The organism is Hymenobacter swuensis DY53 (assembly GCF_000576555.1).
Taxonomy (GTDB): Bacteria; Bacteroidota; Bacteroidia; order Cytophagales; family Hymenobacteraceae; genus Hymenobacter; species Hymenobacter swuensis.
In genome coordinates this window covers 2,468,568-2,495,256 of record NZ_CP007145.1, presented here as the reverse complement: position 1 = coordinate 2,495,256, position 26,689 = coordinate 2,468,568, and the positions used below count along the sequence as shown (strand labels likewise).

The following is a 26,689-nucleotide window of genomic DNA, read 5'->3' as shown; positions in this document are numbered from 1 at the left end:
CTTGCAACGGCAGAACTCCCTTGGGCGTTCTGCCGTTTGCGTTGCAATTCCTTTCCTTTACCTGTAAATTCTTCAGCAAAACTCCCATGAAGAAGATCATCTTGACCCTGGTAGCTGCCGCCGCGCTACACACCGTGTCGGCCCAGAACTCGGCCGTTACCAACGCCATTCTGTTTCAGAAGCAAGGCACCCTTGATAAGGCCCGCGCTGAAATTGACAAGGCCATCACCAATGAGAAAACCCAGGGTAAAGCCAAAACCTGGTATACCCGTGGCGAAGTCTACGAAGGTATCGTAGCCAGTCCGATTTATGGTAAGACGATGCCCGCTACGGAAGCCACCAAAACGGCTTTTGAGTCGTATTCCAAAGCCGTCAGCCTGGAAGGTAAAGACAGTGAGTACGGCAAAATGGCTACTGCCAAACTCGATGGCCTATATGGTCTGGCGCTGAATTCCGGGGTAGAAAGCTACAACGGCAAGGATTTCGCCAAGGCCATCGACTCGTATCGGATGGCCCAGCAGATTCGTCCGCAGGATACGACGGCGTATTTGTATGCTGCTTACGCGGCTGAAGCAAACCAGGACTTTGGCGGGGCGAAGGAAATGTATGGCAAGCTCCAGGGAATTGGTTACAAGACGCCCCAGATGTACGGCCGTATGTTGCAGATTGCCCGGCAGGAGAAAGACGATGCTGCCGCCCGCAAAGTTGTGCAGGACGCGCTGGTTGCTTTTCCAACTAACAAAGGCTTCATGCTGGAAGACCTGAACATGGAACTGAGCGCCGGTCGTGGCAAGGAAGCTATTGGCAAAATTGAAAAAGCCATTGCCGCTGACCCCACCAACTCCAACCTGTACGCGGTGCTAGGTTCCGTATACGACCAGGATAAGCAGCCCGCCAAGGCATTGGAAGCGTATAAGAAAGCGGTAGAAGTGGATCCTGCCAACTTTGATGCAAACTTCAACCTGGGTGTATACAACTATAACAAAGCGGCTGACCTGTATACCAAAGCCAGCAAAATGAGCTTAGCTGAGTACCAGAAGTCAGGCAAGAAGTTTGAAGCTGATGGCAAGAAGTATTTCCAGGAGTCACTACCATACTTTGAAAAAGCTCTGCAGACGCAGCCAGATGATCGGGCTGTTATTTCTTCCCTGCAGAAAGCGTACCTGCGGGTAGGCCGCACAGCCGACTCGGAGCGGATGGCTGCTAAGTTGGATGCACAGAAGAAATAGAAGAAGTATTTCCCCGGCCTTAATAGCGGGGGAGGATAAAAATATAGTCCGGCATGTTGCCGGACTATATTTTTAAAATATTACTTAACATAATATAAATTATAAGACAAAAAGATATAATCGTTTTACGGTAGCTGTGGTGCATTCATGTTGTGATATAAGATAGTAGTGTGAAGTTAGCGGGGTCTTCTGCCGGTTGTTTTCCTTGGTGATAAGAAGTCAGGGCTTATGTGGTAGTACCCGTCTACTGCAGAGCCCCGCTGTCTTGAGGTTTCTTGGCTTCTGCCGAATGTGTGTGATAATACATGACCCGCTGGAATGCTGAGTTGCACCTGCTTTTATAAAGTCTATAAATGCTTACCGGTGAGTTTAGCCCGTCGGGCTTAGTTTTGCGCCATGCTGGGCCACGAACAGACTGAACGCGAATTCGGCAAGCCGGGCACAGCGGGTGGCGGTTCATCAATGGGGTTATCTGGCGGACAAATCCTACGACACCAATGTTGTGGCGGAAGCTATGGTGCGAGCAGTTGCCTTACCACACTCTAATAACCAGTATCTGCTGAGCTGGCAGTTTCACAGAGTTGCTCCTCGCTGATTGGGTAATTGGCGAAATTGAATGGATGTGGCTTTGTCTCTTTGTTGCGGTGATATCCTATTGGGTAAGTCTGCTTCCCTCCTGCTTTATTGTGCTTGTTACGTTTCGATTTCGCATGAGAGTTTACAGAGTTATTCATTTACGTTGAGTATGAGCCTTTTTAAGGCAGTGTTAATCTCGTGTGTGGCCACGTCGTATTACTGAGGCTTCACCAGTGGTATCTACCCTGATAAGGTCATAAAAGCGAACAGAATGCCCACACAGCTCAAAAGAACAGCAGCTTCCCCCCGGGGCCGCCTTATGTTAGAAGGTAATAGTAATTAGATAGAGTAGTAAGAGTTATAAGTTGTGTTATTAAATAAAAGTAATAAAAAGTACAAAAAGTATTAAATGGTTAAACTTTTATATACTTTGTACTACTTAATTATACTATGTACTGTTTATATTTACCTCCTATATTTCTACTTTTACTTTCTTCCTTTCATCCTCTTAGCTATTTACCGATATGCCAAAGACCATAGACTACCCGCGTACCTCTTATCTAGGCGCCTGGGAAGTTGCTGAAGTAGTTGATGACACTGGTGGAAAGTGTGCCATCGAAACAACTGCCCGTAAGCTGAATCGGAAAGTTAGTGGCTCCTTTAAAGCCATTATTGGTTCAGCCGTCAAATTCGGCTTGCTAACCAGCAAACGAGAGCTACTCACGACTACAAACCTGTTCCGTCGAATCAAGCACGCGTATGACAAACAGGAAGAACGAGTATATCATCGTGAAGCCTTCCTGCATCCTCCCCTGTTTAACCAGATCTGCCGTAAGTTTCGCAACCGGGAATTGCCGGTACACATGTTTGATGTGATGCTGATCCGGGAGTTCGGCGTAGAGGAAATAAACGCCCAGAGTGTTTCGAAAGCATTCATCGATGGTGCCCGTATGGCCGGAATTCTGGATGAGAACAACGTAATGGCCGACGTTGACGCTCTGGCCGCCCAGCAAGCTCCCCGTAAGGAACTCGCCAGCTCCGAGATGCCCATGAACCTGTTCCGCCCTGCCGGTACGTCAGCAGCCACTACCACAGGTACTGGCGCACCAGCAGGGACTTCTCCTGCTCTGTCTATACGCCCTACGCAATCTACCCACGGAGCCGTAGCTACCAGTATATCCTCTCCGGCCTCCTATGTACCTTCCGTGGCGGCCCCAGCGCGTACGCATGATGCCGTATCGAACCTGTTTGGCTTGGACACGGATGACCTAGAGGACGATTTTCCTCTCCCGGAGGAAGAAGCTGGTATGTATAGAGGACCAGAAGCTGTCTTTGTACCGTCTATTAGCCAACCTGATCCTCTTCCCTCAGCTACACAACCTTCCGTACCACCGGTACCGACTGCTAACCTGCCTGAACCCATAAGTACACCTACTGCTATTCAGAGCACTGCCACAACCGAAACCGGTCTGAGCTATACAGTACGCATTCAGGGGCCTGGCCTGGATACGCACTTGACAGTTCAGGACATTGACGACCTGGATATCGTGGAGGCTTTCCTTAAACAGATTCGGCGTCGTTTATCTGTCTGAGTAAAACAACAAAAAGGGGAGCGGCTTTGAGCCGCTCCCCTTTTTGTTGTTTTCATGTAATTGCAACTATGCATTTGGTTCGACTCAAAGGTTTGTTTCTAATTTATGTTAACCTAACTTCTGCACAGAGTTCCTTATATCAACGTTTTATCAAAAAGGTCTGCTACAACTATATAGGATCTATCCGGGAAACAAGCCAGCGGCCTGACTCCCGGCCCCGACCCAGATAAAAGCTATCCACCACCTGCGCGTGCACAAACCGGGACCAGCCGGTTGGGAGTCGGGAACCGACCAGAGAACCGGAAAGCACAACCACCGGCTGCTGAAGCTGTGCCAGCGAATCGAGCGTGGGATGCCAGACCGGTACGGCCCGGCCGGCCCCCCACACCTGCTTGACGTGCAACGTATCCAGACTACGCCAGCTTGCTACCCCCGCTACTGCCGGCAACCGACGCATATCCTGCACATGCGACAACCCCCGCGTATCGCGCCGTCCCTCCCACACCGGATACACCGGCATCAGCAGCGCCAACAGACTTCCCATCACGGTAAGCGTGCCGGCCATTACCACAACGGGCCGGGCCAGACGGACGCCCTGCCAGCTAATCCAGATGGCCAGCCCTCCAAACAGCACTACAGCCGCTGTAAACTGGGTCGAGCCAACGCCAAAACCCGGTAGGCCCAGCACGGCCATGGCAACCGGCAGAGCCACGCATACCAACGCCAGCAACGCCCCCCACCCACGTACCAACGCCAGATCCGGCCGCCGCCACTCAAACCGGGGGGTACTTTCCCAGTACCGCAGCAGGCCGGTTACCAACAGGGCCAGCGGCGGCATCAGGGGCAGCATATACCGCTCTTTCTTCTCCGGCACCAGACTCAGCAGTATCAGGCCAGCGACCAGCCAGGTCAGGGCCACCACGTAAGGAATATACTGCTCGGCCCGGCGCTGCGCGTAGGGCTTTACCAAAGCCGCCAATGCAACCAGTGCCCACAGACCGGTAAAAGCAAAGAACGACCAGTAATACCACACCGGCTGCACGTGCCGGTTACCCCAGGAGGCCGTTTCGATACGCGCGACGCGCAGGGCAGTGGGGGCTACTTCCAACCAGATGTAAACTGGCCAGCTACCGCCTACCACCAAAGCTACCACGGCCGCTACCGCCGTACTCCACCCCTGCCGAGCCACCAGTTGGCGGTGCTGCGGCTGCCGCACCAGATAGGCCAGCAGAAACGGTAGCAATAGACCATATAAGGGAACCGGGCCCTTGCTAAGGATGGATAGCCCAATCAGCAGGCCGGCTCCAAACAGACTCACCCACCCGTGCCGGGGGCGTTGCCAGCCCCGCACCAGCAACCACAGTCCGCCCACCATAAGGCTGTTGGCAAAAATATCCCACTGCCCTTCCCGCCCCGTGGTAACCACCAAAAGGCTACTGGCCAGCACCAGGGCGGATAGCCAGGCCGTGCGGCCGGGGTTGACCGCCTCACCGGGGGCAGTGCGCGTCAGCTCCCGCACCAGGCCCCAGAAGAAGAGCACCAGCAGCGTAGCCGCCAACGCCGCCGGCCAGCGCAGCAGACCCAGGTCTTCAGTGGGGCCAGTCAGCTGCTGCACTGCCGCTACGGCCCATGTAGGTAGTGGCGGCTTGGCCAGCCGAAGCTCCCCATTCATAGTGGGAATCAGCCAGGAGCCGCCCGCTACCATTTCGCGGGCCGCCACAAAGTTGCGCGACTCCATCAGGCTTACGGCCGGCGCGCTGCCGTGCAGAAAAAAGCTCACCCCACATACCCCCAAAATCGTCAGAAGCCGCCCCCAACGGGAACGGCTCACTTGCTGTACATCCATGAAAAAGCTACTTGTGACAACTGCGTAGAAATATACCAGGCTTGATGTGGCCCAGGTCTGAAAACGTCAGTATACGCGTTTAATCATCCTGTCGTCGCAACGCGGCCTGCAACCGCCGCACATTATCGACTTCATACGCATCCGTGCCGGCCGCTACGACCCGGCTGACGGCTTTGGCTGAACGCCCACCGAATACGACCACCTCCTTACCCAGCGCGTGCACCTGTGCAGCTCGTTCAGGCGTCAGATCATTTTTGTGCAGCACGGCCATCTGCACAGTGGGCAGGCTACGGAGCGTGGCCACGCCCGCCACGAAATCAGCGCCCATTTCCAGACCCAACGGTACGGACGGCAGTATCTGGCGCAGATACACCAGGGTACTGGCCCGGTTAGTCAGAATCAGGACCCGCCCGGGCGGCACCCGGTACTGCAGCAGCAAGTCGCGCAGCCGGCGCGCCAGGGCCTGGCTACGGGCCGGGTCGTTGCCGTTGCAGTCATCATCCTCGTGCAGATCCAGGTGCAGATAAGGGAATCCCGACTGCTTAGCGAAGGTCTTCAGCAAGGTTTCAAACGTCAGCAGCTTTTCGTGCTGAAACCAGTCATACGGCCAGCCCCCCCGGTAGTGCAGCGTGGTGAGCGTGGCGGCCGGGGTCTGACTCACGCAGCCCGTGCCATCGGTCATGGAGCTGAGAGAATTATCGTGGTAGAGCACCGGAATGCTGTCCTGACTCAGGCGAATATCCACTTCTACCCCATCGGCCCCGTGGCGCAGCGCCCGGTTGATGCTGCGGAGGCTGCTGGGTGGCAACGGGTTAAACAACGGATGAAAGAACCCGGAACCGGCATGCCCGATAACCAAAGGCCGCCGCTGGGCCTGCTCTGCGGGCGGGGCATCGGCCGGATGAGCAGAAACGGCCGGGGCCGCCTGCCAGCTCAGCCCACTCACGGCCAGCACCACGGGCCAGGTAAGCAGGGGCGTAACACTTGTCATAGTCAACAAAAGAGACAGAAGTAGGGCGGCGGCAAAACACCCGTTGCAGCCGCTACGTACGGCTTATACGCAGAATAACCGGGGTCGGGTAATTCCGGTTACATTTGCGCCCCGGGCTTTCAGGGCCTGTTCTCTCCTCCTTCCCCTGCCTCTTTTACGCATGGCTTCCATTCTGGTAACGGGCTGCGCGGGCTTCATTGGCTCGCATCTGGCCGAGCGCCTGCTCCGCGACGGGCACCGCGTGGTTGGGCTCGATAATTTCGACCCGTTTTATGACCGCTCCCGCAAGCAGCAAAACCTGGCCGGCTGCCTGGCTCATGCCCGCTTTAGCTTCCACGAAGCCGACCTGCGCCACGGCCTCGACGCGCTGGTAGACGCCCTGCCCGCCGACCCGATTGACGTGGTGGTGCACCTGGCCGCCAAGGCTGGCGTGGGGCCCTCGGTGCAGCAGCCCGTGGCCTACCTGGAAAACAACGTCCTCGGGACCACCCACCTGCTGGAATGGATGCGGCAGCGCGATATTCAAAAGCTGTTTTTTGCCTCCTCCTCGTCGGTGTACGGCAATACCCGTGAGCAGCCCTTCCGGGAGGATATGAACTTGCTATCGACCTGCATTTCGCCCTACGCCGCCTCCAAGCTCAGCGGAGAGCAGCTCACTTACACCTACCATCACCTGCACGGCCTGGATGTGCTCAATGCCCGGTTCTTTACCGTGTACGGCCCCCGCCAGCGTCCCGACCTGGCCATCCATAAGTTCGTGCGGCTGCTACAGACCGGACAGCCCATTCCGGTTTTCGGCGACGGCACCACGGCCCGTGACTACACCTTCGTGCTGGACACTGTGGACGGCATTGCCCGGGGCGTGGACTATCTGCTCGGGCACACGGGCGTATACGACACCCTCAACCTGGGCAACAACCGCCCCGTGCCCCTGCTGGAGCTGATCCGGGCCGTGGGCGAAGCCGTGGGCGTGGAGCCGCAGCTGGAGTTCCGACCCATGCAGGCCGGCGACGTGGACATCACCTACGCCGATATCAGCAAGGCCCAGCGCCTGCTGGGCTACGCCCCCCAGACTACTCTGACCGAAGGACTGGCGGAGTTTGTACGCTGGCTGAACACACGGGAAGTAGCGGCCGTTTGAGCCGAAATTCCTTGCTCATTGATCCTTGAAAAAGCAAAGCCCCGAGGGTTGGAACACCCGGGGCTTTGCTTTTTCAAAATGGTCGATGGTCATTCCCGGTTCTATTCCGTTGATATGGCACCCGGAGCGGTACGCCGCTGCTCCCGGCGCAGCAGCACGATGTTGCGGGCGTACACCACTGTGCCGAACACGTTGCCGATGATGAGCACTGCATCCCAACGCAGGAAGGCATACACCAGAATCAGCACCGAGCCCACGAAACTGATTACCCAGAAGCTGAGCGGCAGCGTGGATTCGCCTTTGCGCTCGGAGTAAATCCACTGGTACACGAAGCGCAGCAGGAAAATCACCTGGCCCACGGCCCCCAGGGCCAGCAACCCGGCCGGAATGCGGCTGCCCAGCATGGCCCGCAGGCTGAAGTGCTGGTTGCCGGCCACAAACCAGGCCAGCATAGCCACCGGAAAGGCGTAGGCCCCGGCCCGGAACCACGGACTCAGCTTGCCCCACTCCTTCAGCAGCTGCAGGTTGCGGATGTAGATGGCGTAGCTGATCACCTGCGCGCCCAGAATCACGGGGTCGTGGCGCAGAATGCCGTACACAATCATCAGAAACGAGGATACCAGACTGATCTGCCAGAACAAAGTAGGCACCAGCACGCGTTTGGCCCGCTCGCTCTGAATCCATTGCAGCACAATGCGGCTGGAAAACAGCAGCTGCGACACCAGCCCAATGCCCAGGGCCACGGTTTGCGACGTCATAGCCTCCTCAGGTTACTTGCCTGCTCCTGCTGCCACCGCCGCCTCCTGGCGGTGGGCCTCCCCGATTTCGTAGTTCTTCCAGCGGCTGCGGATCCAGCGGAAGCCGAACGTATCCACCAGCGGCTTCCAGGCCCGGTTCCAGAGGTTGTATTTGGCCGTGCCCGCAAACCGCGGGAAGTGGCGCACCGGCAGCTGCTTGACTTTGCCGCCCTGCAGCTGCACCAGCGCCCCCAGGAAACGGTGCATGCCGTGAAACAGCGGAATCCGGCGGGCATGCTCGGTCTTGATGATTTTCAGCGGGCAGCCCGTGTCCTGAATGCCGTCGTTGATGAGCGTGCGGCGCACGGTATTGGCCACCAGCGACGACATCTTCTTGACAAACGTATCCTGCCGCTTGGCCCGGATGCCGTTCACCATGTCAAACTCGGGCAGGAATTCAAAGAAGGTCAGGAAATCCAGCGGCGTCGTCTGAATGTCGGAGTCGATGTAGCCGATGAGGGTGGTGCGGGCGTGGTCGATGCCGGCTTTCACGGCGGTGCTCAGGCCCCGGTTCTGGCTCAGGCTGATGAACTCGTACTGGGGCTTCTGCCGGCATACCTCGCGCAGAATGGCAACGGAGCCGTCGGTAGAGCCGTCGTTAACGAACAGCACGGTAGTGGCCACCGGCGTTTCGGCCAGAAACTTGTCCATTTCCACCACAAACTGCCCCAGACTTTCTTCTTCGTTATACACGGGCACCAGCACCGTCAGACTTTGGGAGGCGAGATAAGCGGCGCGGTCGGGAGCAGCAGACATAGGAACGGAAGGGGTAAAACAGGGCGAAAGGTACGGAAGGTTTGGCAGCGAATAGTTGTACCGGACTGCAACCATCGGCCCATCGGCAGTATCTTACTGCCAGCTATCCGAATAGGTTCTATGCACTACCGAATGAGCGGCCTACTGGCCTTGCTTTCTCTACCTACATTCATTGCTTCAGCTCAGACGGTTGAGCCCATCCGTATTCCGCGCCCGGTCAAGCAGGTTTTTAAAATCGGGCTGCGCGCATTTGACCAGCCCGATATAGCCCTTAGTTATGAAAAGCGGCTATCTGCCCGCTGGAGCCTGAGCGGCACATTGGGCTATTTTCCCCAGCATTATTCTTCCTATGGGTTGTGGTACACAACCGCGGCCGGGCAGCAGCAGCCAACCGTTGTACGGGGGGTAAACAGGTACTATAACGTCGATGTGCAGGCCCGGTACTATTTCCGGCGGCGTACAGTTGGCCAGCCCCTGACGGGTTGGTATGCTGCCCTGGTGGCACATGGTTCCCACATCCGTACCCGGCAGGAGCATGAGTCCACGCCGACCACAGCGGCCTACGTCACGCATGCTGCCAGTACCCGCATACAGCCCCAGCTTCAACTGGGCCGCCAATGGGCCCTGGGCTCACGGCTGGTGCTGGATACATTTGTGGGAACGGAAATTTTGCGGCGGGCCACTTCCCGCAATACCCGCAACCGGTATCAGCCCCTCAACCGAGGAGCAGGCCTGCAACTGGGTATACGGTTGTGAGCCGCAGAGTAGCCACGTACTTCCCTTTCATTTCTTTATCGGTCACGCCACTCCTCCCGCAGAACTGACATCACTAGCTTATCGTGAAAGGCCCCGTTGCGGAAACACGCCTGCCGCAGCCGGCCTTCCAGCTGAAACCTGGCCCGCTGATAGGCTTTCACGCCCCCCTGGTTCGGTTCCGAAACCGTTAGCATAATCCGGTTCAGGCCCAGTTCCGCAAAACCCCGCGCCACCACTTGCCGGGTTACCTCCGTAGCAATTCCCTGGCCCCAGTACCGCTTTTCGCCCAGCAGAATGAAATACTCGCCCGCCTGATTGGCCGTTGACATGCCAGAGATGCCGGCGTGACCAATCAATTCCCGGGTTTCGGCCAGATATACGCCCAGGTTCAGGCTCCGCGTATCTGCCAGCGTAGCCGATAGCCATTGCGTGACCTTCGCCAGCGAATCCATTTGCTGGAAGGCATTCAACGAGTAAAGAACAACCTCCGGGTCCTGAATCCAGCGGTGGAAAATAGCGGCTTGGTCAAGCTGTAGGGGTACTAACTGGATGGCAGGAGCAGACATTGAAGAAAGGAATAAGAAAAAAGCATATATATTATACTACTCTTCGTCAATCAACCATTTTGCATCTGATATACAACTTATCCTCAAATTATGACGTGTTTTTTTCCTGGTTTTACCACTACCGTAGGTCCTGCCGCAACAGCAAGTCTGTTACTTACTCTGACCAATCCAGCAAGAAGCCAGCAACTCTCGCTAGACCTACAGATAGGTGGTCAGTACGCGTATGCGGAAGGGGGCCATTTCGGCATAGGCAAACGGCCTTTCAAAGGTCATGAATTTCTGATTACGCCGTTTGTGGCTCCCATGCTTCGCCTACAACTGAAAGACGAAACCAATATTTCAATTGGCTACTCGGGTGGCGGGCTCGGCTGGGGATACAAGCTTCAGGTACCCAAAGCACAGAGCAATGGGGCATACGGCGGTGCGTATGGGGGGCACGCTGTGAGTGTTTACCTCGACCGACTGCCATTGCTGGTGAGTTGGCCAGTGGCGCGTTTTGATTTTCAACCCTTACCTACCGAAGCCGAACAGTACGCTTATAGTATCCGGTTTTGCCAGACATGCAACCTTGGAGCCGGTATTGTATCACCTCAGGATACCATTGTTTTCCGGCAGCAGCCAAGCATTACCCGGCATTGGGGCGCATTTCTCACCGGCGGGGCCACCGCCCGATTTTACCGTTTGGGCCGGGAACGTTTCAATATCAGCCTATTTCTAAATCAGGGATTAACAACGATGATGCGGGTACCGGTGCAATACACGTATAATTCCCAGCGGGGAGCCGTAACGCTGCCCGTACCTGATAAGGCACCGGCAGCGTTTCACTTGACAGCAGTTGAAGGGTAAGACGTTACTCCCGCCGCACCCCGCCGGAAATGGTGGTGTGGCGCTGCTTGAGCACGTCCACCACGTCTTCCATCGACAGGCCGGAGGCCGTCAGCAGTACCAACAAATGGTACAACAGGTCGGCGGCTTCGCCTTTGAGTCCTTCCACGTTGCCGCCCACGGCGTCGATGACGGTTTCCACGGCCTCCTCTCCCACTTTCTGGGCGATTTTGGGCATGCCCTTGCGGAACAGCGAGGCAGTGTACGACTTGGGGTCTTCATCGGGGTGCTGGTGGCGGCGCTGCACCAGGCGCTCCAGCTCCGCCACGAAGCTCACGGCCGGGGCCGGGTAGCGCGTCTGCTGGGACTGCTCGAAGCAGCTGGTGGTGCCCCGGTGGCAGGTGGGGCCGTCGGGGCGGGCCAGGATGAGCAGGGCGTCCTGGTCGCAGTCCTCGTGCTCACTCACCACGGTGAGGTAGTTGCCGGAGGTTTCGCCCTTGGTCCAGAGGCGCTGTTTGGAGCGGGAGAAGAACGTCACGCGGCCCGTCTGGCGGGTCACGCGCTGCGCTTCCTCGTTCTGGTAGCCCAGCATCAGCACCTGCCCCGTGTGGACATCCTGCACAATCACCGGAATCAGCCCATCGGGCATTTTGGCAAAATCCATTGGTTTCGTTGTCAGTTGGTAGTTGTCGGTTGTCAGTACTGGTGGGCGCCGTTATCATTACTGACAACCGACAACTCTCAACTGACAACTCATATTTACAGCCGTACGGCAATGCCGTCCTGGCGCAGGTGTTCTTTCAGCTCGCGGATGCCGATTTCGCCGAAGTGGAAGATGCTGGCGGCGAGGCCGGCGTCGGCGTGGGCCTGCTGGAACACGTTGGTGAAGTCCTGCTTGGAGCCCGCGCCGCCCGAGGCTACCACCGGAATGGTTACGGCCCGACTCACGGCCCCGGTGATATCCAGCGCGAAGCCGTCCTTGGTGCCGTCGTTGCTCATGGAGGTCAGCAGGATTTCGCCCGCGCCCCGGTCGGCGGCTTCCCGGCACCACTGCACCGCGTCGCGGCCGGTGTTGTGGGTGCCGGCCCGGGTGTAGATCTGCCAGCCGTCGGCGTCGTGGTAGCGGGCATCAGCGGCCACCACGATGCACTGGGAGCCGAAGCGGGCGGCCAGCTCGTCAATCAGCTCGGGGCGCGCCAGAGCAGCCGAGTTGATGCTCACTTTGTCGGCCCCGTTCATGAGCAGCGCCTCCACGTCGGACACGGTACCGATGCCGCCGCCCACGGTGAACGGGATGTCCAGCTCGCGGGCCACGTCGCGCACCAGGGCCACCAGGGTGGCGCGCTTCTGGTTGGTGGCGGTGATATCGAGGAACACCAGCTCGTCAGCGCCTTCGCGGGCGTAGCGGGCGGCCAGGGCCACCGGGTCGCCCGCGTCGCGCAGGCCCTCGAAGCGCACCCCTTTCACGGTGCGCCCGTCCTTCACGTCGAGGCAGGGTATGATTCGTTTGGTTAGCATGCTTGGTTTTTAGTTGTCAGTTGTTCGTTATCAGTTGTCAGTGATTGTAGGTCGATTGCCGGCTGACTACATCGAGAGTGGACAAGCAACGAACAACTGACAACTAAAAACGAAATCATAGCCAGGGCTGCAGCTGCTCCAGCGTGATGGTGCCTTCGTAGATTGCTTTGCCGATGATAGCCCCGTGCATGCCCACGGCGGCCAGGGCCTCCACGTCGGCAATGGTGGTGACGCCGCCGCTGGCAATGAGGCGGGCGGCGGGCAGCTGCTCGCGCAGCTCGGTGTAGGTACCCAGCGAAGGGCCCTGAAGCTTGCCGTCCTTGCTCACGTCGGTGCAGATGAAGGTGGTGGCTCCGCTGGCCAGGTAGCCCTCCACGAACTCGCGCAGGGTCCGCTCGCTCTGCTCGGCCCAGGCGTTGATGGAAATGTGGTTGTCGCGGTAGTCGGCCCCGATGATGATCCGGTCGGCCCCGAAGGCATGGAGCCAGCCATTCACGGTTTCGGGCTCGCGCACGGCAATACTGCCGGCCGTTATCTGCCGGGCTCCGGCGTCGAAGGCCTGGCGCACGGCGTCCTCGCTCTGCAGCCCGCCCCCGAAGTCGATGTGCAGGCTGGTGTGGCGGGCAATGCGCTCCAGTACGGGTAGGTTCACGGGGCGCTTGGCGCGGGCCCCGTCGAGGTCCACCAGGTGCAGGCGCTTCACGCCGGCGGCCTCGAAGCGTTGGGCCACGGCCAGCGGGTCGGCGTCGTAGGTGGTCTGCTGGGCAAAGTCGCCCTCCGTCAGGCGCACGCACTGGCCGTTGATGAGGTCAATAGCGGGAATGATTTCCATGTTGGATTTAGGGCTTGGTGCTTGTAGCGGATCAAACGAACGTCATGCTGAGCGAAGCCGGAGGCGCAGTCGAAGCATCTCTACCTCTGACTAATCAATTGGCATTGCAACGAAGGGGTAGAGATGCTTCGACTACGCCTCCGGCTTCGCTCAGCATGACGTTCGTTTATCACCAGCTTACAGCTTGAGAAAATTTTCCAGGATACGGGTGCCGACGGGGCCGCTCTTTTCGGTGTGGAACTGCGCGGCGTAGAAGTTCTCGTGCTGCACGGCGGCGCTGAACGGTGCGGGGTACGCGGCCTCGGCAATGGTGTACTCACCCACCGGGGCGTAGTAGCTGTGCACGAAGTACACGTAGTCCTCGGCACTGAGCCCTTCGAACAGTGGACCGCGCAACGCCTGCAGGTTGTTCCAGCCCATGTGTGGCACTTTGTACTCCGGCGTGGCCGGGAACCGCACCACGTCGAAAGGCAGAATCCCGAGCAGCTCGGTGCCGCCGCCCTCCTGGGTGTGGCGGCCCAGCAGCTGCATGCCCAGGCAGATGCCCAGGAACGGCTGCGTGAGCGTGGGCAGCAGTTCGTGCAGCCCTTGGGCCCGCAGCTCCCGCATGGCGGAGGCAGCCTCGCCCTCACCCGGGAACAGCACCTTGTCGGCGCGGCGAATCACGTCGTGGTCGGCCGTGAGCGTGGCCTGCACGCCCAGCCGTTCCAGCGCAAACAGCACCGACTGCACGTTGCCGCCTTTGTAATCTACTATGGCTATTTCCATTTGAACATATCAAGTGAAGGACGCTGTTTATTCTTTTGTTTAAACAAATGTTTAAAGAGGTTTTGGCTTATAAATCGTCATCCTGGCTGGAACCGAGAGCCTTGTTACGGTAGCACGAATCGGTGCAATGTGTAAGGTTCTACACTTCAGCCAGGATGACAATTATACATGTAAATTACGCACATCCAGCTCTTTATCCATTTTTTTATACAAATGGATAAACTACAAAATACCTTTGGTGCTGGGAATTTCCATGCGACCGGCGTCGCGCACCAGCGCCATTTTTATGGACTTGGCTACGGCCTTGAAAATGGCTTCGATCTTGTGGTGCTCGTTCTGGCCCTCGGCTTTGATGTTGAGGTTGCAGCGGGCGGCGTCGGAGAAGCTCTTGAAGAAATGGTAAAACATTTCGCAAGGCATATCCCCTACTTTCTCGCGCTTGAACTCGGCGTCCCACACAATCCAGGGGCGGCCCGAAAAGTCAATGGCGGCCTGAGCCAGCACGTCGTCCATGGGCAGCAGGAAACCGTAACGGGCCAGGCCGCGCTTGTCGCCGAGGGCCTGGGTGAAGGCTTCGCCCAAGGCAATGGCCGTGTCCTCTATGGTGTGGTGCTCGTCGATGTGCAGGTCGCCCTGCACCGTGATTTTCATATCCACGCCCGAATGCTTGCTGAGCTGGTCGAGCATGTGGTCGAAGAAGCCCAGGCCGGTGTGCATCTCGGGACGGCCGTTGCCGTCGAGGTTCAGCTCGATGCTAATTTTGGTTTCGTTCGTATCGCGTTGTACCACGGCGGTGCGGGCGGGCAGCCGCAGGAACTGGTATATTTTTTCCCAGCTCATGGTCGTCAGCGCGGCGCGCTCGTCGCCCTCCCCTTCCGGCTTCAGCAGGATGGACTGGCAGCCCAAGTTCTGGGCCAGTTCCACGTCGGTCAGCCGGTCGCCGATGACGAAGGAGTTTTTGAGGTCGTAGCCGCTGCCCTCGCCCAGGTACTGAGTGAGCATGCCGGTGCCGGGCTTGCGGGTGGGCAGGTTCTCGTGGGGGAAGCTCCGGTCGATGTGCTCGCGCACGAACTCCACTCCTTCCGAGCGCAGCACGTCGAGCATCATCGTGTGGGCCGGCCAGAAGGTATCTTCCGGGTAGCTGGCGGTGCCGAGGCCGTCCTGGTTGCTCACCAGCACCAGCTCGTAATCCAGCTCGCGGGCAATGCGGGCCAGACCGGTGATGGCACCGGGCACAAACTGAAATTTTTCCCGCGTCAGCGCGTCCACCTGAAAATCCGTCGGCGGCTCGATGAGGATGGTGCCGTCACGGTCAATGAAGAGTACTTTTTTCATGGAGAGAATTCTTGGTGCCGGACTACTACAATCCGACAGCCGGAAATAAACAATGAAACAACGGCCGATTTACTCAGTCGGCCGGCAAAAGAGTCCGGATGAAATCCGCGTAGGCATCGCCCAGCGGCAACTCCAGATTAAGTGCGAGCCGCCGGCGCATCGTTTCCACGGGCTCCTGCGTGTGCGGGTTGAGGCCGGCTTTCGGATACACTTCCCAGTACAAACCCAGACCCCGCTTTTGCCAGGCCGGCAACTCATTATAATTAATACCGTGCGCGAAAAGCAAATCGTGCTTGGTTGCGGTGCGCTGGCCTTTCACCTGCGCCGTAGCTTCGGCTACAGAGCTACCCTGTTTGCGCAGCAACCAGTAGCAATGCGCATTCAGGGAGTTGCGCGCAGCGTCTTCCTGGCGCCACCGAAAATAGTCTACCACATTTTCCCGACGCGGCAACTGGGAAATTCGGCAGTCAAATACTCCTATATCACCGAGCAGCAGCGAGAATTTGGCGGAAGCCTCCCCCGCCAGTACCGACGTGTACTTGCGCAGCTTACGGCCGAAAGAGTCCTCCGAAGGATGCAGCAGCAGGGAAATTTCGTCGCTTTGCGTATAGCCGTACACGATTCGGAAACCACATTCCAGCAAATGCCGGGTGGTTTCAGCCATGTAGTCGCGCATGCGCACATCGAAGGGAGCTTCGAATGGGTGTACTTCCTTGGTCAGCCGGGTAAAACCACGTCCGTCCAGGCGCGCCACCAGGTAAAGCCCAGGCAACGCGCAATGGTCGTGGGCGGTTTCGAATACCCGTAGTCGTGCGTCGAGGTCGTTAAATTTCATCTTGCCAACTGGTAACGTCAAACGCTTGGTTATCGAGCACCCGCACAAAGTATAGTTGGTCAAACCCCTCAGCGCGGGTGGGCAACTCCAGCCGGTTGCGGGTAGCCCGGATACCTTTATCGGGTACCTGACGTTCCGGCGGACGCTGCTGGTTGCGCACCAGAGCATCCGCCGCCACCGACTGAAAAAAATAGCCAACTACCTCAAACCCCGCCGCCCGAGCCGCCGCCAGATATACGGCTCGCTCAGCCTGTGTAGGGTTGGTGTTATCTATCACGCAGCGCTGCTGGGTTTCCAGGCACAACTCCAGCAACCGCCGTTCCCGGTGGCGCGTGCGCAGTAGGTCCATGCTGATGCGCACGTGCGTATGGAAAAACCGCTGTTGATAAAACGTCGATTTTCCGGTAGCCTGGATTCCGCAGAACAGCACGAGCTGCATGGTAGCTTGACGTTGAGAAATTATGCGTTGAACTCCCGCAGAGCCTGAAGCAGCAGCTCGTTCTCGGCGGGGGTGCCTACGGTGAGGCGGAGCGTGCCGGCGCAGCCGGGCTGGGTAGTGCGGTTGCGCACGATGATGCCCCGGGCTACCAGGAAATCGTACACGGCCGTGGCATCGGGGTGGAAACGGACCAGCAGGAAGTTGGCATCCGAGGGGAACACCTCCGCCACGATAGGCAGCGCGGGCAGGCGCTCGGCCAGCCAGTCGCGACCTACCAGCAGCTGCTGGCGTAGCGACTCGAACCGGTCGGCGTCGCGCAGGGCCTGCAGGGCGAAACGCTGCGTAGCTTCCGACACGTTGTAGGGCGGCTTGATTTTGTTGAGGTAGCCGATGATTTCCGGCGAGGCGAAGGCCATGCCCAGGCGCAGGCCGGCCAGACCCCAAGCCTTCGAGAAGGTTTGCAGCACCACCAAGTTCGGGAATTCGGCCAGACGGGTGGTCCAGCTGGGGGCTGCGGCGAAATCGGCGTAGGCCTCATCCACCACTACCAACCCGCGGAAACCGCGCAGAATTTCCTCCATGTACTCGGCGTGGAGCAGGTTACCGGTAGGGTTATTGGGCGAGCAGAGCCACACGATTTTGGCATCCGAAGCCAGCACGCTGGCCACGATTTCGGGCGAGAGCTGGAAGTCGGGCGTCAACTGCAGGCGCTCCACGCGCACATCATTCAGGTTGGCGGCCACCTCGTACATGCCGTAGGTAGGCGGCAGGATGAGCAGACTATCCTGTCCGGGCACGCAGGTGAGGCGCACCAGCAGGTCGATGGCTTCATCGGAGCCGTTGCCGAGGAAAATCTGCTCGGGACGTACGGCTTTGAACTGGGCCAGCTCCTGCTTCACGGCGCGCTGCAACGGGTCGGGGTAGCGGTTGAACTGGTCGGGGCCGGCGCTGCCGAGGCTGTTCTCGTTGGCGTCGAGCATGACCTGGGCCTCGCCCTGAAATTCGTCGCGGGCCGACGAGTAGGGCTTCATATCCCGCAGGTTGGGGCGTACGAGGCTATCGAGGTTGAACATCGGTTGGTTTCTTATTGTCATCCTGAGCGGAGCAAAGGACCTTATCACGTCTGGGTTACTACCGAACATCTGGTTCTGGCGTGATAAGGTCCTTTGCTCCGCTCAGGATGACAGGTTATTTATATATATCTGTTTCTACTGCTCCCCGCCTGCCAGAGCCTCTAAGCGGAGGGTGACGGCGCGGGCGTGGGCGCGGAGGCCTTCGGCTTCGGCCATGGTTTCTACCACGGGGCCCACGTTCAGCAGGCCTTCGGGGGTGAGGCGCTGGAAGGTGATTTTCTTCAGGAACGAATCGAGCGACACACCGCTGTAGTTGCGGGCGTACCCGTTGGTGGGCAGCGTGTGATTGGTGCCCGAGGCGTAGTCGCCCACAGCTTCCGGGGTGAGGTGGCCCAGGAACACGGAGCCGGCGTTAGTAACGCCTTCGGCCAGCTGTTCAGGATTTTTTACGGCTAGAATCAGGTGCTCGGGGGCATACTGGTTCGAGAAGTACAGCATTTCCTCCGGCGTACGCAGCAGGATGGCGCGGCTCTCGGTGAGGGCCTGGGCGGCTACCTCGGCCCGGGGCAGCACCCGCAGCTGGCGTTCCACTTCGGCTTTGGTCTGCTCCAGCATCGACAGCGAATCCGACAGCAGAATCACCTGCGAGTCGGGGCCGTGCTCGGCCTGGCTGAGCAGGTCGGCGGCCACGAAGGCCGGCGTGGCCGATTCGTCGGCAATAACCAGCACCTCAGAGGGCCCAGCCGGCATATCAATGGCCACACCGTAGCGGGTAGCCAGTTGCTTGGCGGCCGTTACGTAGCGGTTGCCGGGGCCGAAAATCTTGTCCACGGCCGGCACCGAATCAGTTCCGCCGCTCAAGGCGGCCACGGCCTGCGCCCCGCCGGCTTTCACGATGATGGTAATACCCAGCAGCTGCGCCGTGAACAGGATGATGGGGTTCACCAAGCCGTCCTTCTGGGGCGGGGTGCAGAGCACGATTTCGGGGCAGCCGGCCAGCTTAGCCGGTACGCCCAGCATTAGCAAAGTGCTGAACAGCGGCGCCGAGCCACCCGGAATGTAGAGGCCCACGCGCTGCACAGGCACCGCCCGCCGCCAGCACGTTACGCCCGGCATGGTTTCCACGCGCTCCTCCTGCGGGATTTGCGCTTTGTGAAACCGCAGAATATTGGCGTGCGCCTGCCGAATAGCCGTTTGCAGCTCGGCCGGGACCTGTGCCGCGGCGGCGGCCAGTTCCTCGGGGCCCACGCGCAAACCGCCCGAGAGGTCGGCCCCGTCGAACTGGCGGGCGTAGTCAAGCAGGGCAGCGTCACCGCGCTGGCGCACGTCCTCGAAAATCTGCTGCACGCGCTGCTCCACGTCCTGGGCCTGCTGCTGGGCCGCCCGCTGCTGCAGCGCCGCCCACTCCGGCTGGGATGGATATTGGAAGATGTTCATGAGGTCGAATTGATGAATTGTTGTATGGTTAAATGGTTGCTCGTTCAAGGAGCCCTGGCACAATTCAACCATTTAACAATTCAGCCATTAAGCCATTCAACTAATCATTTTCTCAATCGGCAATACCAGAATGCCTTCGGCGCCGACGGCTTTGAGCTGGCTGGTGATGTGCCAGAAGTCGTCCTCGTTCACCACCGACTGCACCGATACCCAGCCTTCTTCGGCCAGCGGCGTAATGGTGGGCGACTTGATGCCAGGCAGCAGCTGCTTAACCGCATGCAGGGCCGCCACGGGGGCGTTGAGGATGATGTACTTGTTGCGGCGGGCGCGGCGCACGGCCTGCATCCGGAACTGCAGTTGCTCCAGCAGCTCCTTTTTCTCGGCGCTCAGGTTCTGGTTGGCGATGAGCACAGCCTCGGAGCGGAACACGGTTTCCACCTCGCGCAGGCCGTTGCCCAGCAGCGTGGAGCCGCTGCTCACAATATCACAGATGGCCTCGGCCAGCCCGATGCTGGGGGCAATTTCCACCGAACCACTGATGGTGTGCAGGTTGGCTTTGACGCCGCGCTCCATGAGATAGGCCCCCAGAATCTGCGGGTACGAGGTGGCAATGTTCACGCCCTGCAAATCCTGCACCGAGTCGTAAGCGGCGGCGCGGGGCACGGCCAGGCTCAGGCGGCACTTGCTGAAGCCCAGGCCTTCTACTTCCAGGGCGGGGAAACCGGCTTCCACCAGCACGTTCTGGCCCACGATGCCCAAGTCGGCCACGCCATCCTGCACGTAGCCGGGAATGTCGTCGTCGCGCAGGTAGAGGATTTCGAGGGGGAAGTTGGTGGCTTCGGTTTTGAGCTTGTAGGAAGCCGAGAGGAAGCTGATGCCGCACTCCCGAATCAGGTTCAGGGAGTCTTCGCTTAAGCGGCCCGATTTCTGGATGGCCAGACGGAGCATAGTGTTGGGAATTAGTAATTAAGAATTAGTAATTAAGAATTGACCGGTGTGGCCAAGCCTTAACTGTAATTCAGGAAGTGTGACTAGGGGGAGCGGACCTGGGCGTTGGGATGGGGCCATACTACGGCCGGGCCACCGGTTTTTCGGGAGGCCGGGGAACCAGATGCGGTTCGCCCAACAGGTCAATATGATGCGTTCATTCCTCTAGAAAGAGGAATGGTGCCCGTGGTGATGGTGATGCTTCGACTCAGACGCGCAGGGCCCGGCCAGGCGGCCCGCTACGGGGGCGGCCAGGTGGCTAGAGGGGCACAGGAAAAGCGCGGAGGATTGCATACGGGGCTTAGAGTAGCGGGGCAAAGGTAAGCGCGCCAACCAGAGATGAAAACTTTTTCGCAGAAATTTTACGCTAAAGCAGGACCTTTGCGTTTTCTGCAACCTGCTAACCGTATTTCTGGCACCATTGTTTCGGAGTGCCCTGCTCTGGCAAGGGTAGCCGCCCCGGTTACTTGCTTCACACCTACTGCTAAGTCCCTATGCTCAACGTCCGCTTATCGGTTCTTTACTGGGGATTGGGCCTGAGCCTGGCCTGTACCCCTCACCTACTACAGGCTCAAATCACGCCCGCTCCCAACCCGGCTCCGCTCCCTTCATCTCCGGTCGCGCCTACGCCCGCCCCGGTTTCTCCGACTACTTCACCGGTAGCGCCCACTACGCCTGCGCAACCGGCTGCTGCGCCAGCACCGGCCACGGCCGGCAGCACCGCACCCACCGGCATGGCAGCCCCGGCGGCTGGCGTACCCACCGTGCAGCTGCCCCTGCCCCAGGCCAGTCCGCGCGCCTTAGTTTCTCAGGGGTTCGGCCTGACCGAAGTCACAGTAGACTACCATGCCCCCGCCGTGCGTAACCGCACCGTGTGGGGCGGCCTAGTGCCTTATGACCAGGTCTGGCGGGCGGGAGCCAACGAAAACACGCTTATCCGTTTCTCCACGCCGGTGCTGCTGCGCGGCCAGTTGATTCCGGCCGGGCAGTATTCCTTCTACGTAGTGCCCCACCAAGACCGGGACTGGGAGCTGACCCTGAACCGGGTGACTACTCACTGGGGGGCCGAGGGCTACGACCAGCGCGAAGACATCATCCGGGTGCCGGTGATGCCCGAAACCGCGCCTTACCACGAAAACCTGCTTTATTGGTTTTCCGACATTAAGGCCACCGGCGCACACCTGAACCTGACCTGGGAAAAGCGCACCCTCACGCTGCCCATCGAAACGGAAGTGCACAAGCAGGTACTGGCCGGCATCGAGCAGGTACTGCAGCAGCAGCCCAACGACTGGCAGCTGCTGGCCCAGGCCGCCGATTACCTGGTGCAGAACAACATCCAGCCCGAGCGCGCCCTCACCTGGATAAATGAGTCGCTGAAGCTGCAGGACGCGGCCACCAATAACTGGATCAAAGCCCGCTTGCTGGCCCAGCAGCAGGATTTCGGCACCGCCATCGTGTATGCCCGCAAGGCCATCAAGCTCGGTGACAAGGAAGATACCGCCTTCAAAACCCAGCTCCCCACTATGCGCATCGCCCTTACTGAATGGCAGGCCAAAGCGTATTAATGTTTAAGTCAGAAAGTCAAAGCGCCTACGTCCCATCAGGAAGACGTGGGCGCTTTGACTTTTGACTTTCTCCCCTTGATTTCCCACATGGACGCTCTGCTTGCTCTTTGTCACGCCATCCACCCGCTTTCGGCCGGATTAGAACATGCCCTGCGCCAACAGGTGCGCCGCGAAACGGCCCTGGCCCGCTCTTATCTGCTGGAGCCGGGCCACACGGCGCAACGGCTGTATTTCGTGGAACAGGGGCTGGTGCGCGGCTTTTACCTGAAGGACGGCCGGGAAATCACCTCGTGGTTTATGCAGGAAGGCCACTTCGTCATTTCTATCCTGAGTTTCTTTTCCCGGCAGCCTTCCTACGAATACGTACAGCCCCTGACGGACTGCGTGCTCTGGTCACTGAGCCACGAGCACCTGCAACAGCTGTACCGGCAGTTTCCGGAGTTCAACTTCATCGGCCGCGTGCTCACGGAGCAGTACTACGTACTCAGCGAGCAACGGGCGCTGCACCTGCGCATGCTGCCCGCCGCCGAGCGGTATGAGTTGCTGTTGCGCGACTTCCCGGGCATTGTGCAGCGGGTGCCCCTCAAGCTGCTAGCCTCGCACCTAGGCCTCACCCCCGAAACGCTAAGCCGCCTGCGCGCCCGCCGTTCTTGACAAATATCAAGGGAAGTGAGTGCCGCCCGAGGGACTTTTGACGCATGGTTTCACCAAGCGCCAAAAGTCATGCGTACACCTCTTCTCCTATCCCTCCACGACAGTTCTTCCCTATTGCCCACGCTGGATTTCCCGCCCACGCTCGGCTATATTCTAGTGGTATTTGTTGGCTGCTTCGTGCTTGAACGGCTGATTCCGGGCTGGCCGCTACCCCGTATTTCTTCCTGGCCGCTACGCGTGCTGGCCATCAACGGGGCCCAATTGGGCGTGGTACTACTGGCCGGCGTGAGTTGGGAAAAATGGCTGTCGGAATATTCCGTGTTGCACCTTTCCCGGCATGTAGGCCCGGCAGCGGGCGGTCTGCTGGCTTATGTGGTAGCCACGTTTGTATTTTACTGGTGGCACCGGTGGCGGCATACCGTCGATTTCCTATGGCTGCACTTTCACCAGATTCATCACAGCCCCCGGCGCATTGAGGTGATTACCTCCTTTTACAAGCACCCGCTGGAAATGACGGTCAACTCCATTCTGGGCGGGTTGCTGGTCTTCACGCTGTTAGGTCTGAGTCCGGCGGCCGGGGCCGTATACACCCTTTGCACGGCCCTGGGCGAGTTTTTCTACCACACCAATGTACGTACTCCCCAGTGGGTCGGTTACCTGTTTCAGCGCCCTGAAATGCACCGCATTCACCACGAATACCAGAAACACAGTCACAACTACGGCGACTTACCGCTCTGGGACTGGCTGTTCGGCACGTACCATAACCCGCGTGAATTCCAGGCTACCTGCGGCTTCGACGCCGACAAGGAGGAACGACTACTTCCCATGCTGTGCTTCCGGGACGTACATGAAGAACTGAGCGAAAGCCAGAAGCAGACCGATAAATCAGCCCCAGAAATACCTTAAAACCGCGCAATAATGCGCAGGTTCACGAGGCGGCGCGAGAGAAAGTTAGGCACGGAATAGATGCGGCCGTTCAGGTCCTGAATGTAGTTGTAGCCAGCTAAATTATCCGCCCCGAGGATGTTGAGAATTTCCAGGCTCATCCACAGGGTTTTGAGCTGTACGGTGCGGCCATTGGCTTCTTCCACCGCCGTGCGCAGGCTCAGTACTTTGGTAAAACCCAAATCCACACGCTTATAGGAACGGGTGAGCTTGCTGGTACCCCGCAGATCGGGGGCATCTGGCGGACTGTACGGCAGGCCGGTCCCGAATACCAGGTTCACGTAGCCCTTCACCGAGGGGTTACCGGGCAGGTTATCCTGCAGAAACACCCCCAGGTTCAGCCGCTGGTCGGAGGGTCGGCGGATGTAGCCTTTCGGTTCCCGGCCGGTCACGTTGCCCTCCGCATCAAAGATGTTGAGGGAGTCGCCGGCCAGGTTTTCGCGGGTGGTGAGTACGCCCAGACTAAACCACGACTCAGTACCAGGAATGAACTCCCCGCTCACCCGCGCATCCACCCCGGCGGCATAGGCGCGGGCGTCGTTGTTGGCCTGGTAGCGCAGGCGCACGTTGTCGATGTCGTAGGGCACCACATCGGTGAGGTACTTGTAGTAGGCCTCGCCGGTGAAGCGAAATGGCCGGTCCCACTGAGTGAACCGCAACTCATTGCCCACAATTACATGCAAGGAGCGTTGGGCCCGCAGCGCCAAGTTCAGCGTGCCTTCTTGGTCCTGGGGGGCACCGGTCTGGTAGCGCAGCTCCCGGTAAAAGGGCGGCTGGTGGTACACGCCTACGGCCGCCTTCCAGGCTAGGCGCGGGTTGCGGGCGCTGGTGAAGGCATACTGCACCCGGGGGCTGAAAGTAGTTTGCCGGTTCACCGTCCAGTAGCTCACGCGCCCGCCATAGGTGAGCGTGCGCAAGGAATCAAACCGGATGGTGTGTTGCAGGTAGCCCTGGGTGCGGGTGCTTTCCAGGTTCAGGTTGGATACCAGCCGGGTGCGGCGCGCCTCCGGCACAAAATCGGCCGAATCCACGAAGCTGTACTCGTTTAGTTCGTCCTCAATCCGCTCTTGGCCCACTTTCAGGCCCCAGCGGACGGTGCTACGCTCGCCCGGCGTCCAGGTGCCACGGGTTTCCAGGGTGGCAATGCGGGCTGTGAGGTTGTTGCGCGAGTGCTGAAACCGGGAGCCTACCCCGCGCCGGTTCACGTCGTTCCCGAACTCAGTCGAGTTCTGGTCGCGGTTGATTTCAGCAATGCTGTAGGCAGCTTCCACGTCGCGGTACTCAAACTCACGCGAGTGTACCAGGCCGCCCAGCAGCTCCAGCCGCAGGTTGCGCAGTACATCGTGGCGCAGGTTCAGCCCGCCCTGGTACATATCATATTGCATCCGCTCCCGGCCCGCATACCCAACGTACAGGCGGGAAAGCTGGTTGGTGGCGGTACTGAACGTACTCTCCCCACTCTCCGGGTTAAAGCGAAAATCGTTGTGGGCAAAGGTGTTGAAGATGCCTAACGAAGTTCGCTCCAGGTTGTCCTTCGGCCCCAGATTCACCGTAATCAGGCTCTGCCCGTCGTAGAAAGTGGGGTTGTAGCCCCCCTGCTGCTGTTGCAGCGAGTTGAACACGTAAGTCGCATTCTTGTAGCGCACCCCGGCCAGATAATTTACCCGCCGGTTGGCCGAGGCCGCCTCGGCATGAGCCGTACCGCCCACCAGACTGGCCGTGGCTGAGCCGGCAAATGCCCCCGGCTGCTTGTAGGCAATATCCAGTACCGAGGACAGCTTGTCGCCATACTTTGGCTGCCAGCCTCCGGTCGAAAATTCAATTTTACTGACCAGATCGGGGTTGATGAAGCTCAAGCCTTCCTGGGCCGCCGCCGTCACCAGAAACGGCCGGTACACCTCAAAGCCGTTCACGTACACCAGGTTTTCCTCGTAGTTACCGCCCCGCACCGAGTAAGTGCTGGTCAACTCATTGGTGCTGGCTACGCCGGGTAGGGTTTTAAGGATGGCCGAGAAGTCGCCGAAGGGCGAAGGAATTTCCTTGGCCGTACGCGGCTCCAACTGCAGAATGCTCACCTGCTCGCGGGTATCGGTGGCGTCGGAGCGGCCCCGCACCGTCACGTTGCCCAGGGAGCGGCTGTCTTCCTGCATGGTGAGCGTCAGTTCCCGCTGGCTGTCGAGGTTCAGGGTAATTCGCTCGGTGCGGAAACCCAGCCGCCTGATGACCAGCACGGGAGCTTTGCTGCTCAGGGGCCGCACCACGCTGAGGGCAAAACGGCCCCGGTCGTCGGTACTGGTTCCGCCGGGCATACCCTCCACTCCTATGGCCACCTGCTCCAGCGGCTGGCCGGCTGCCGTGCGTACAGTGCCGGTAACCAGCACGCGGGCGGTTTGCCCAGCCTGGCCCATAGTATCCAGACTCACCAGCAAGGCCATGGCCGTAGCCACGGGCAGCGGCTGCAGCAGTAACCGCAGCCACAACGCTGGGTAAGCCGACTGAACGCGGAAACGTACTGGCATCCGCACGGCTTAGTTGAGGTCTTCCGGGATGGCTGGGGTGGCCAGTTGCTCGCGCATGCGGGCCAGGGTAGCCACCGGATCGGGGGAGCTGAACACGAAGGAACCGGCCACCAGTACATCGGCCCCGGCTTCCACCAGCGCCCCGGCGTTGTCGAGGGTTACGCCGCCGTCAATTTCAATGAGGGCCTCCGAGCCGCAGTCTACCAGCAGATCCTTCAGGGCAGCTACTTTGCGTAGCGTATTCGGAATGAAGGCCTGCCCGCCGAAACCCGGGTTTACCGACATAATGCACACCAAGTCCAGGTCGGCGGCAATGTCTTCGAGCAGATGCACGGGCGTGTGCGGGTTCAGGGCTACCCCGGCCCGGCAGCCCAGCTGCTTGATCTGCTGAATCACGCGGTGCAGGTGGGTGCAGGCCTCATAATGCACGGTGATGTTAGCCGCCCCGGCGTCGCGGAAGGCACTCAGGTAGTGCTGGGGCTCCTCAATCATCAGGTGCACATCAATGGGCTGCTTGGCATGGCGATGCACCGCCTGTAATACGGGAATGCCGAAGGAAATATTAGGCACGAACCGGCCGTCCATCACGTCAAAATGCAGCCAGTCGGCGGCGGAGCCAGCCAGACGCTCGATTTCAAATTGCAGGTTGCCAAAATCGGCGGCGAGAAGCGAAGGGGCCAGCAGCGGGGCCATACGACGGGTCGGAT

Annotated in this window: 25 protein-coding genes; 8 read left to right on the top strand and 17 right to left on the bottom strand. The window is 59.2% G+C overall.

Annotated features, from left to right (window positions below):
* The first annotated feature begins 86 nt into the window (after nucleotides 1-86).
* On the top strand, nucleotides 87-1,229 hold the full coding sequence (locus tag HSW_RS12010; protein WP_044002129.1) for a tetratricopeptide repeat protein: 1,143 nt from the start codon (nucleotides 87-89) through the stop codon (nucleotides 1,227-1,229).
* A gap of 1,100 nt (nucleotides 1,230-2,329) precedes the next feature.
* Nucleotides 2,330-3,397: a hypothetical protein gene (locus tag HSW_RS12005; RefSeq protein ID WP_044002128.1), complete on the top strand. Its 1,068-nt coding sequence runs from the start codon at nucleotides 2,330-2,332 to the stop codon at nucleotides 3,395-3,397.
* A gap of 169 nt (nucleotides 3,398-3,566) precedes the next feature.
* Here HSW_RS12005 and HSW_RS12000 read toward each other — a convergent pair whose 3' ends face one another.
* Together HSW_RS12000 and HSW_RS11995 are read right to left on the bottom strand one after the other, a co-directional pair.
* Nucleotides 3,567-5,243 carry an ArnT family glycosyltransferase gene (locus tag HSW_RS12000; protein WP_052346381.1) on the bottom strand — a complete coding sequence of 559 codons (1,677 nt, stop codon included), beginning with the start codon at nucleotides 5,241-5,243 and terminating at the stop codon, nucleotides 3,567-3,569.
* A gap of 79 nt (nucleotides 5,244-5,322) precedes the next feature.
* Complete coding sequence (locus HSW_RS11995) at nucleotides 5,323-6,234, bottom strand: glycerophosphodiester phosphodiesterase (protein WP_044002127.1); 912 nt, start codon at nucleotides 6,232-6,234, stop codon at nucleotides 5,323-5,325.
* A gap of 160 nt (nucleotides 6,235-6,394) precedes the next feature.
* Between HSW_RS11995 and HSW_RS11990 the strand changes: the two genes are divergently transcribed.
* A complete protein-coding gene (locus HSW_RS11990; protein ID WP_044002126.1) occupies nucleotides 6,395-7,375 on the top strand; it encodes a GDP-mannose 4,6-dehydratase in 981 nt (326 codons plus the stop codon).
* Between the two features lie 101 nt (nucleotides 7,376-7,476).
* Here HSW_RS11990 and HSW_RS11985 read toward each other — a convergent pair whose 3' ends face one another.
* The gene (locus HSW_RS11985) at nucleotides 7,477-8,133 is read right to left on the bottom strand and encodes a lipid-A-disaccharide synthase N-terminal domain-containing protein (RefSeq protein WP_044002125.1); all 657 of its coding nucleotides are present in this window, start codon (nucleotides 8,131-8,133) and stop codon (nucleotides 7,477-7,479) included.
* Nucleotides 8,134-8,145: 12 nt separating this feature from the next.
* The gene (locus HSW_RS11980) at nucleotides 8,146-8,928 is read right to left on the bottom strand and encodes a glycosyltransferase family 2 protein (RefSeq protein ID WP_044002124.1); all 783 of its coding nucleotides are present in this window, start codon (nucleotides 8,926-8,928) and stop codon (nucleotides 8,146-8,148) included.
* A 120-nt stretch (nucleotides 8,929-9,048) separates the two neighbouring features.
* On the opposite strand from HSW_RS11980, the gene HSW_RS11975 reads away from it, so the two are divergent.
* A complete protein-coding gene (locus tag HSW_RS11975) occupies nucleotides 9,049-9,684 on the top strand; it encodes a DUF3575 domain-containing protein (protein WP_155832946.1) in 636 nt (211 codons plus the stop codon).
* Between the two features lie 35 nt (nucleotides 9,685-9,719).
* Here the strand turns inward: HSW_RS11975 and HSW_RS11970 are convergent, their stop codons facing one another.
* Nucleotides 9,720-10,250, bottom strand: a complete 531-nt coding sequence (locus HSW_RS11970) for a GNAT family N-acetyltransferase (RefSeq protein WP_044002122.1) — start codon at nucleotides 10,248-10,250, stop codon at nucleotides 9,720-9,722.
* A gap of 90 nt (nucleotides 10,251-10,340) precedes the next feature.
* Here HSW_RS11970 and HSW_RS11965 point away from each other — a divergent pair, with 90 nt between their 5' ends.
* Nucleotides 10,341-11,096 (top strand): hypothetical protein, encoded by a 756-nt coding sequence (locus tag HSW_RS11965; RefSeq protein ID WP_044002121.1) that lies wholly within the window; start codon nucleotides 10,341-10,343, stop codon nucleotides 11,094-11,096.
* A 4-nt stretch (nucleotides 11,097-11,100) separates the two neighbouring features.
* On the opposite strand, the gene hisIE is transcribed toward HSW_RS11965, so the two are convergent.
* From hisIE to hisG, 10 genes are all read right to left on the bottom strand, one after another.
* Nucleotides 11,101-11,739: a bifunctional phosphoribosyl-AMP cyclohydrolase/phosphoribosyl-ATP diphosphatase HisIE gene (hisIE, locus tag HSW_RS11960; RefSeq protein WP_052346380.1), complete on the bottom strand. Its 639-nt coding sequence runs from the start codon at nucleotides 11,737-11,739 to the stop codon at nucleotides 11,101-11,103.
* A gap of 95 nt (nucleotides 11,740-11,834) precedes the next feature.
* A complete protein-coding gene (hisF, locus tag HSW_RS11955; protein WP_044002119.1) occupies nucleotides 11,835-12,593 on the bottom strand; it encodes an imidazole glycerol phosphate synthase subunit HisF in 759 nt (252 codons plus the stop codon).
* Nucleotides 12,594-12,708: 115 nt separating this feature from the next.
* The gene (gene hisA / locus HSW_RS11950) at nucleotides 12,709-13,425 is read right to left on the bottom strand and encodes a 1-(5-phosphoribosyl)-5-[(5-phosphoribosylamino)methylideneamino]imidazole-4-carboxamide isomerase (RefSeq protein ID WP_044002118.1); all 717 of its coding nucleotides are present in this window, start codon (nucleotides 13,423-13,425) and stop codon (nucleotides 12,709-12,711) included.
* Between the two features lie 177 nt (nucleotides 13,426-13,602).
* On the bottom strand, nucleotides 13,603-14,193 hold the full coding sequence (hisH, locus tag HSW_RS11945; RefSeq protein WP_044002117.1) for an imidazole glycerol phosphate synthase subunit HisH: 591 nt from the start codon (nucleotides 14,191-14,193) through the stop codon (nucleotides 13,603-13,605).
* 222 nt (nucleotides 14,194-14,415) lie between these two features.
* Complete coding sequence (gene hisB, locus HSW_RS11940) at nucleotides 14,416-15,528, bottom strand: bifunctional histidinol-phosphatase/imidazoleglycerol-phosphate dehydratase HisB (RefSeq protein WP_044002116.1); 1,113 nt, start codon at nucleotides 15,526-15,528, stop codon at nucleotides 14,416-14,418.
* Between the two features lie 73 nt (nucleotides 15,529-15,601).
* On the bottom strand, nucleotides 15,602-16,363 hold the full coding sequence (locus HSW_RS11935) for a tRNA(His) guanylyltransferase Thg1 family protein (protein WP_044002115.1): 762 nt from the start codon (nucleotides 16,361-16,363) through the stop codon (nucleotides 15,602-15,604).
* Nucleotides 16,353-16,802: an AAA family ATPase gene (locus HSW_RS11930; protein ID WP_044002114.1), complete on the bottom strand. Its 450-nt coding sequence runs from the start codon at nucleotides 16,800-16,802 to the stop codon at nucleotides 16,353-16,355. Before HSW_RS11930 ends, HSW_RS11935 begins: the two co-directional genes overlap by 11 nt.
* 20 nt (nucleotides 16,803-16,822) lie before the next feature.
* Nucleotides 16,823-17,875: a histidinol-phosphate transaminase gene (hisC, locus tag HSW_RS11925; protein ID WP_044002113.1), complete on the bottom strand. Its 1,053-nt coding sequence runs from the start codon at nucleotides 17,873-17,875 to the stop codon at nucleotides 16,823-16,825.
* Nucleotides 17,876-18,010: 135 nt separating this feature from the next.
* Nucleotides 18,011-19,312, bottom strand: coding sequence for a histidinol dehydrogenase (gene hisD / locus HSW_RS11920; RefSeq protein WP_044002112.1), 1,302 nt, complete (start codon nucleotides 19,310-19,312; stop codon nucleotides 18,011-18,013).
* Between the two features lie 96 nt (nucleotides 19,313-19,408).
* Nucleotides 19,409-20,260, bottom strand: coding sequence for an ATP phosphoribosyltransferase (gene hisG / locus HSW_RS11915; RefSeq protein ID WP_044002111.1), 852 nt, complete (start codon nucleotides 20,258-20,260; stop codon nucleotides 19,409-19,411).
* A 533-nt stretch (nucleotides 20,261-20,793) separates the two neighbouring features.
* Between hisG and HSW_RS11910 the strand changes: the two genes are divergently transcribed.
* The 3 genes from HSW_RS11910 (at nucleotide 20,794) to HSW_RS11900 (ending at nucleotide 23,424) form a co-directional block, all read left to right on the top strand.
* Nucleotides 20,794-21,864: a DUF2911 domain-containing protein gene (locus HSW_RS11910; protein WP_081768387.1), complete on the top strand. Its 1,071-nt coding sequence runs from the start codon at nucleotides 20,794-20,796 to the stop codon at nucleotides 21,862-21,864.
* A gap of 87 nt (nucleotides 21,865-21,951) precedes the next feature.
* Nucleotides 21,952-22,518: a Crp/Fnr family transcriptional regulator gene (locus HSW_RS11905; protein ID WP_044002110.1), complete on the top strand. Its 567-nt coding sequence runs from the start codon at nucleotides 21,952-21,954 to the stop codon at nucleotides 22,516-22,518.
* A gap of 69 nt (nucleotides 22,519-22,587) precedes the next feature.
* A complete protein-coding gene (locus HSW_RS11900; RefSeq protein WP_081768386.1) occupies nucleotides 22,588-23,424 on the top strand; it encodes a sterol desaturase family protein in 837 nt (278 codons plus the stop codon).
* Here the strand turns inward: HSW_RS11900 and HSW_RS11895 are convergent.
* Entirely contained in the window at nucleotides 23,421-25,982 is a 2,562-nt protein-coding gene (locus tag HSW_RS11895) for a TonB-dependent receptor (RefSeq protein WP_052346378.1), read from the bottom strand. The two genes, HSW_RS11900 and HSW_RS11895, sit on opposite strands and share 4 nt — an antisense overlap.
* 9 nt (nucleotides 25,983-25,991) lie before the next feature.
* Nucleotides 25,992-26,675: a ribulose-phosphate 3-epimerase gene (rpe, locus tag HSW_RS11890; RefSeq protein ID WP_052346377.1), complete on the bottom strand. Its 684-nt coding sequence runs from the start codon at nucleotides 26,673-26,675 to the stop codon at nucleotides 25,992-25,994.
* Between the last annotated feature and the right edge of the window lie 14 nt (nucleotides 26,676-26,689).

Coding starts and splice junctions, on each gene's coding strand:
- hisD (WP_044002112.1), bottom strand. CDS start 19,312: ATGAACATCTTCCAATATCCATCCCAGCCGGAGTGGGCGGCGCTGCAG.
- HSW_RS11995 (WP_044002127.1), bottom strand. CDS start 6,234: ATGACAAGTGTTACGCCCCTGCTTACCTGGCCCGTGGTGCTGGCCGTG.
- HSW_RS11980 (WP_044002124.1), bottom strand. CDS start 8,928: ATGTCTGCTGCTCCCGACCGCGCCGCTTATCTCGCCTCCCAAAGTCTG.
- hisC (WP_044002113.1), bottom strand. CDS start 17,875: ATGTTCAACCTCGATAGCCTCGTACGCCCCAACCTGCGGGATATGAAG.
- HSW_RS11935 (WP_044002115.1), bottom strand. CDS start 16,363: ATGAAATTTAACGACCTCGACGCACGACTACGGGTATTCGAAACCGCC.
- HSW_RS11930 (WP_044002114.1), bottom strand. CDS start 16,802: ATGCAGCTCGTGCTGTTCTGCGGAATCCAGGCTACCGGAAAATCGACG.
- rpe (WP_052346377.1), bottom strand. CDS start 26,675: ATGGCCCCGCTGCTGGCCCCTTCGCTTCTCGCCGCCGATTTTGGCAAC.
- HSW_RS11910 (WP_081768387.1), top strand. CDS start 20,794: ATGCTCAACGTCCGCTTATCGGTTCTTTACTGGGGATTGGGCCTGAGC.
- HSW_RS12000 (WP_052346381.1), bottom strand. CDS start 5,243: ATGGATGTACAGCAAGTGAGCCGTTCCCGTTGGGGGCGGCTTCTGACG.
- hisH (WP_044002117.1), bottom strand. CDS start 14,193: ATGGAAATAGCCATAGTAGATTACAAAGGCGGCAACGTGCAGTCGGTG.
- HSW_RS11975 (WP_155832946.1), top strand. CDS start 9,049: ATGCACTACCGAATGAGCGGCCTACTGGCCTTGCTTTCTCTACCTACA.
- HSW_RS11990 (WP_044002126.1), top strand. CDS start 6,395: ATGGCTTCCATTCTGGTAACGGGCTGCGCGGGCTTCATTGGCTCGCAT.
- HSW_RS11905 (WP_044002110.1), top strand. CDS start 21,952: ATGGACGCTCTGCTTGCTCTTTGTCACGCCATCCACCCGCTTTCGGCC.
- hisA (WP_044002118.1), bottom strand. CDS start 13,425: ATGGAAATCATTCCCGCTATTGACCTCATCAACGGCCAGTGCGTGCGC.
- hisIE (WP_052346380.1), bottom strand. CDS start 11,739: ATGGATTTTGCCAAAATGCCCGATGGGCTGATTCCGGTGATTGTGCAG.
- HSW_RS11985 (WP_044002125.1), bottom strand. CDS start 8,133: ATGACGTCGCAAACCGTGGCCCTGGGCATTGGGCTGGTGTCGCAGCTG.
- HSW_RS12005 (WP_044002128.1), top strand. CDS start 2,330: ATGCCAAAGACCATAGACTACCCGCGTACCTCTTATCTAGGCGCCTGG.
- HSW_RS11965 (WP_044002121.1), top strand. CDS start 10,341: ATGACGTGTTTTTTTCCTGGTTTTACCACTACCGTAGGTCCTGCCGCA.
- HSW_RS11895 (WP_052346378.1), bottom strand. CDS start 25,982: ATGCCAGTACGTTTCCGCGTTCAGTCGGCTTACCCAGCGTTGTGGCTG.
- hisG (WP_044002111.1), bottom strand. CDS start 20,260: ATGCTCCGTCTGGCCATCCAGAAATCGGGCCGCTTAAGCGAAGACTCC.
- hisF (WP_044002119.1), bottom strand. CDS start 12,593: ATGCTAACCAAACGAATCATACCCTGCCTCGACGTGAAGGACGGGCGC.
- HSW_RS11900 (WP_081768386.1), top strand. CDS start 22,588: ATGCGTACACCTCTTCTCCTATCCCTCCACGACAGTTCTTCCCTATTG.
- HSW_RS12010 (WP_044002129.1), top strand. CDS start 87: ATGAAGAAGATCATCTTGACCCTGGTAGCTGCCGCCGCGCTACACACC.
- HSW_RS11970 (WP_044002122.1), bottom strand. CDS start 10,250: ATGTCTGCTCCTGCCATCCAGTTAGTACCCCTACAGCTTGACCAAGCC.
- hisB (WP_044002116.1), bottom strand. CDS start 15,528: ATGAAAAAAGTACTCTTCATTGACCGTGACGGCACCATCCTCATCGAG.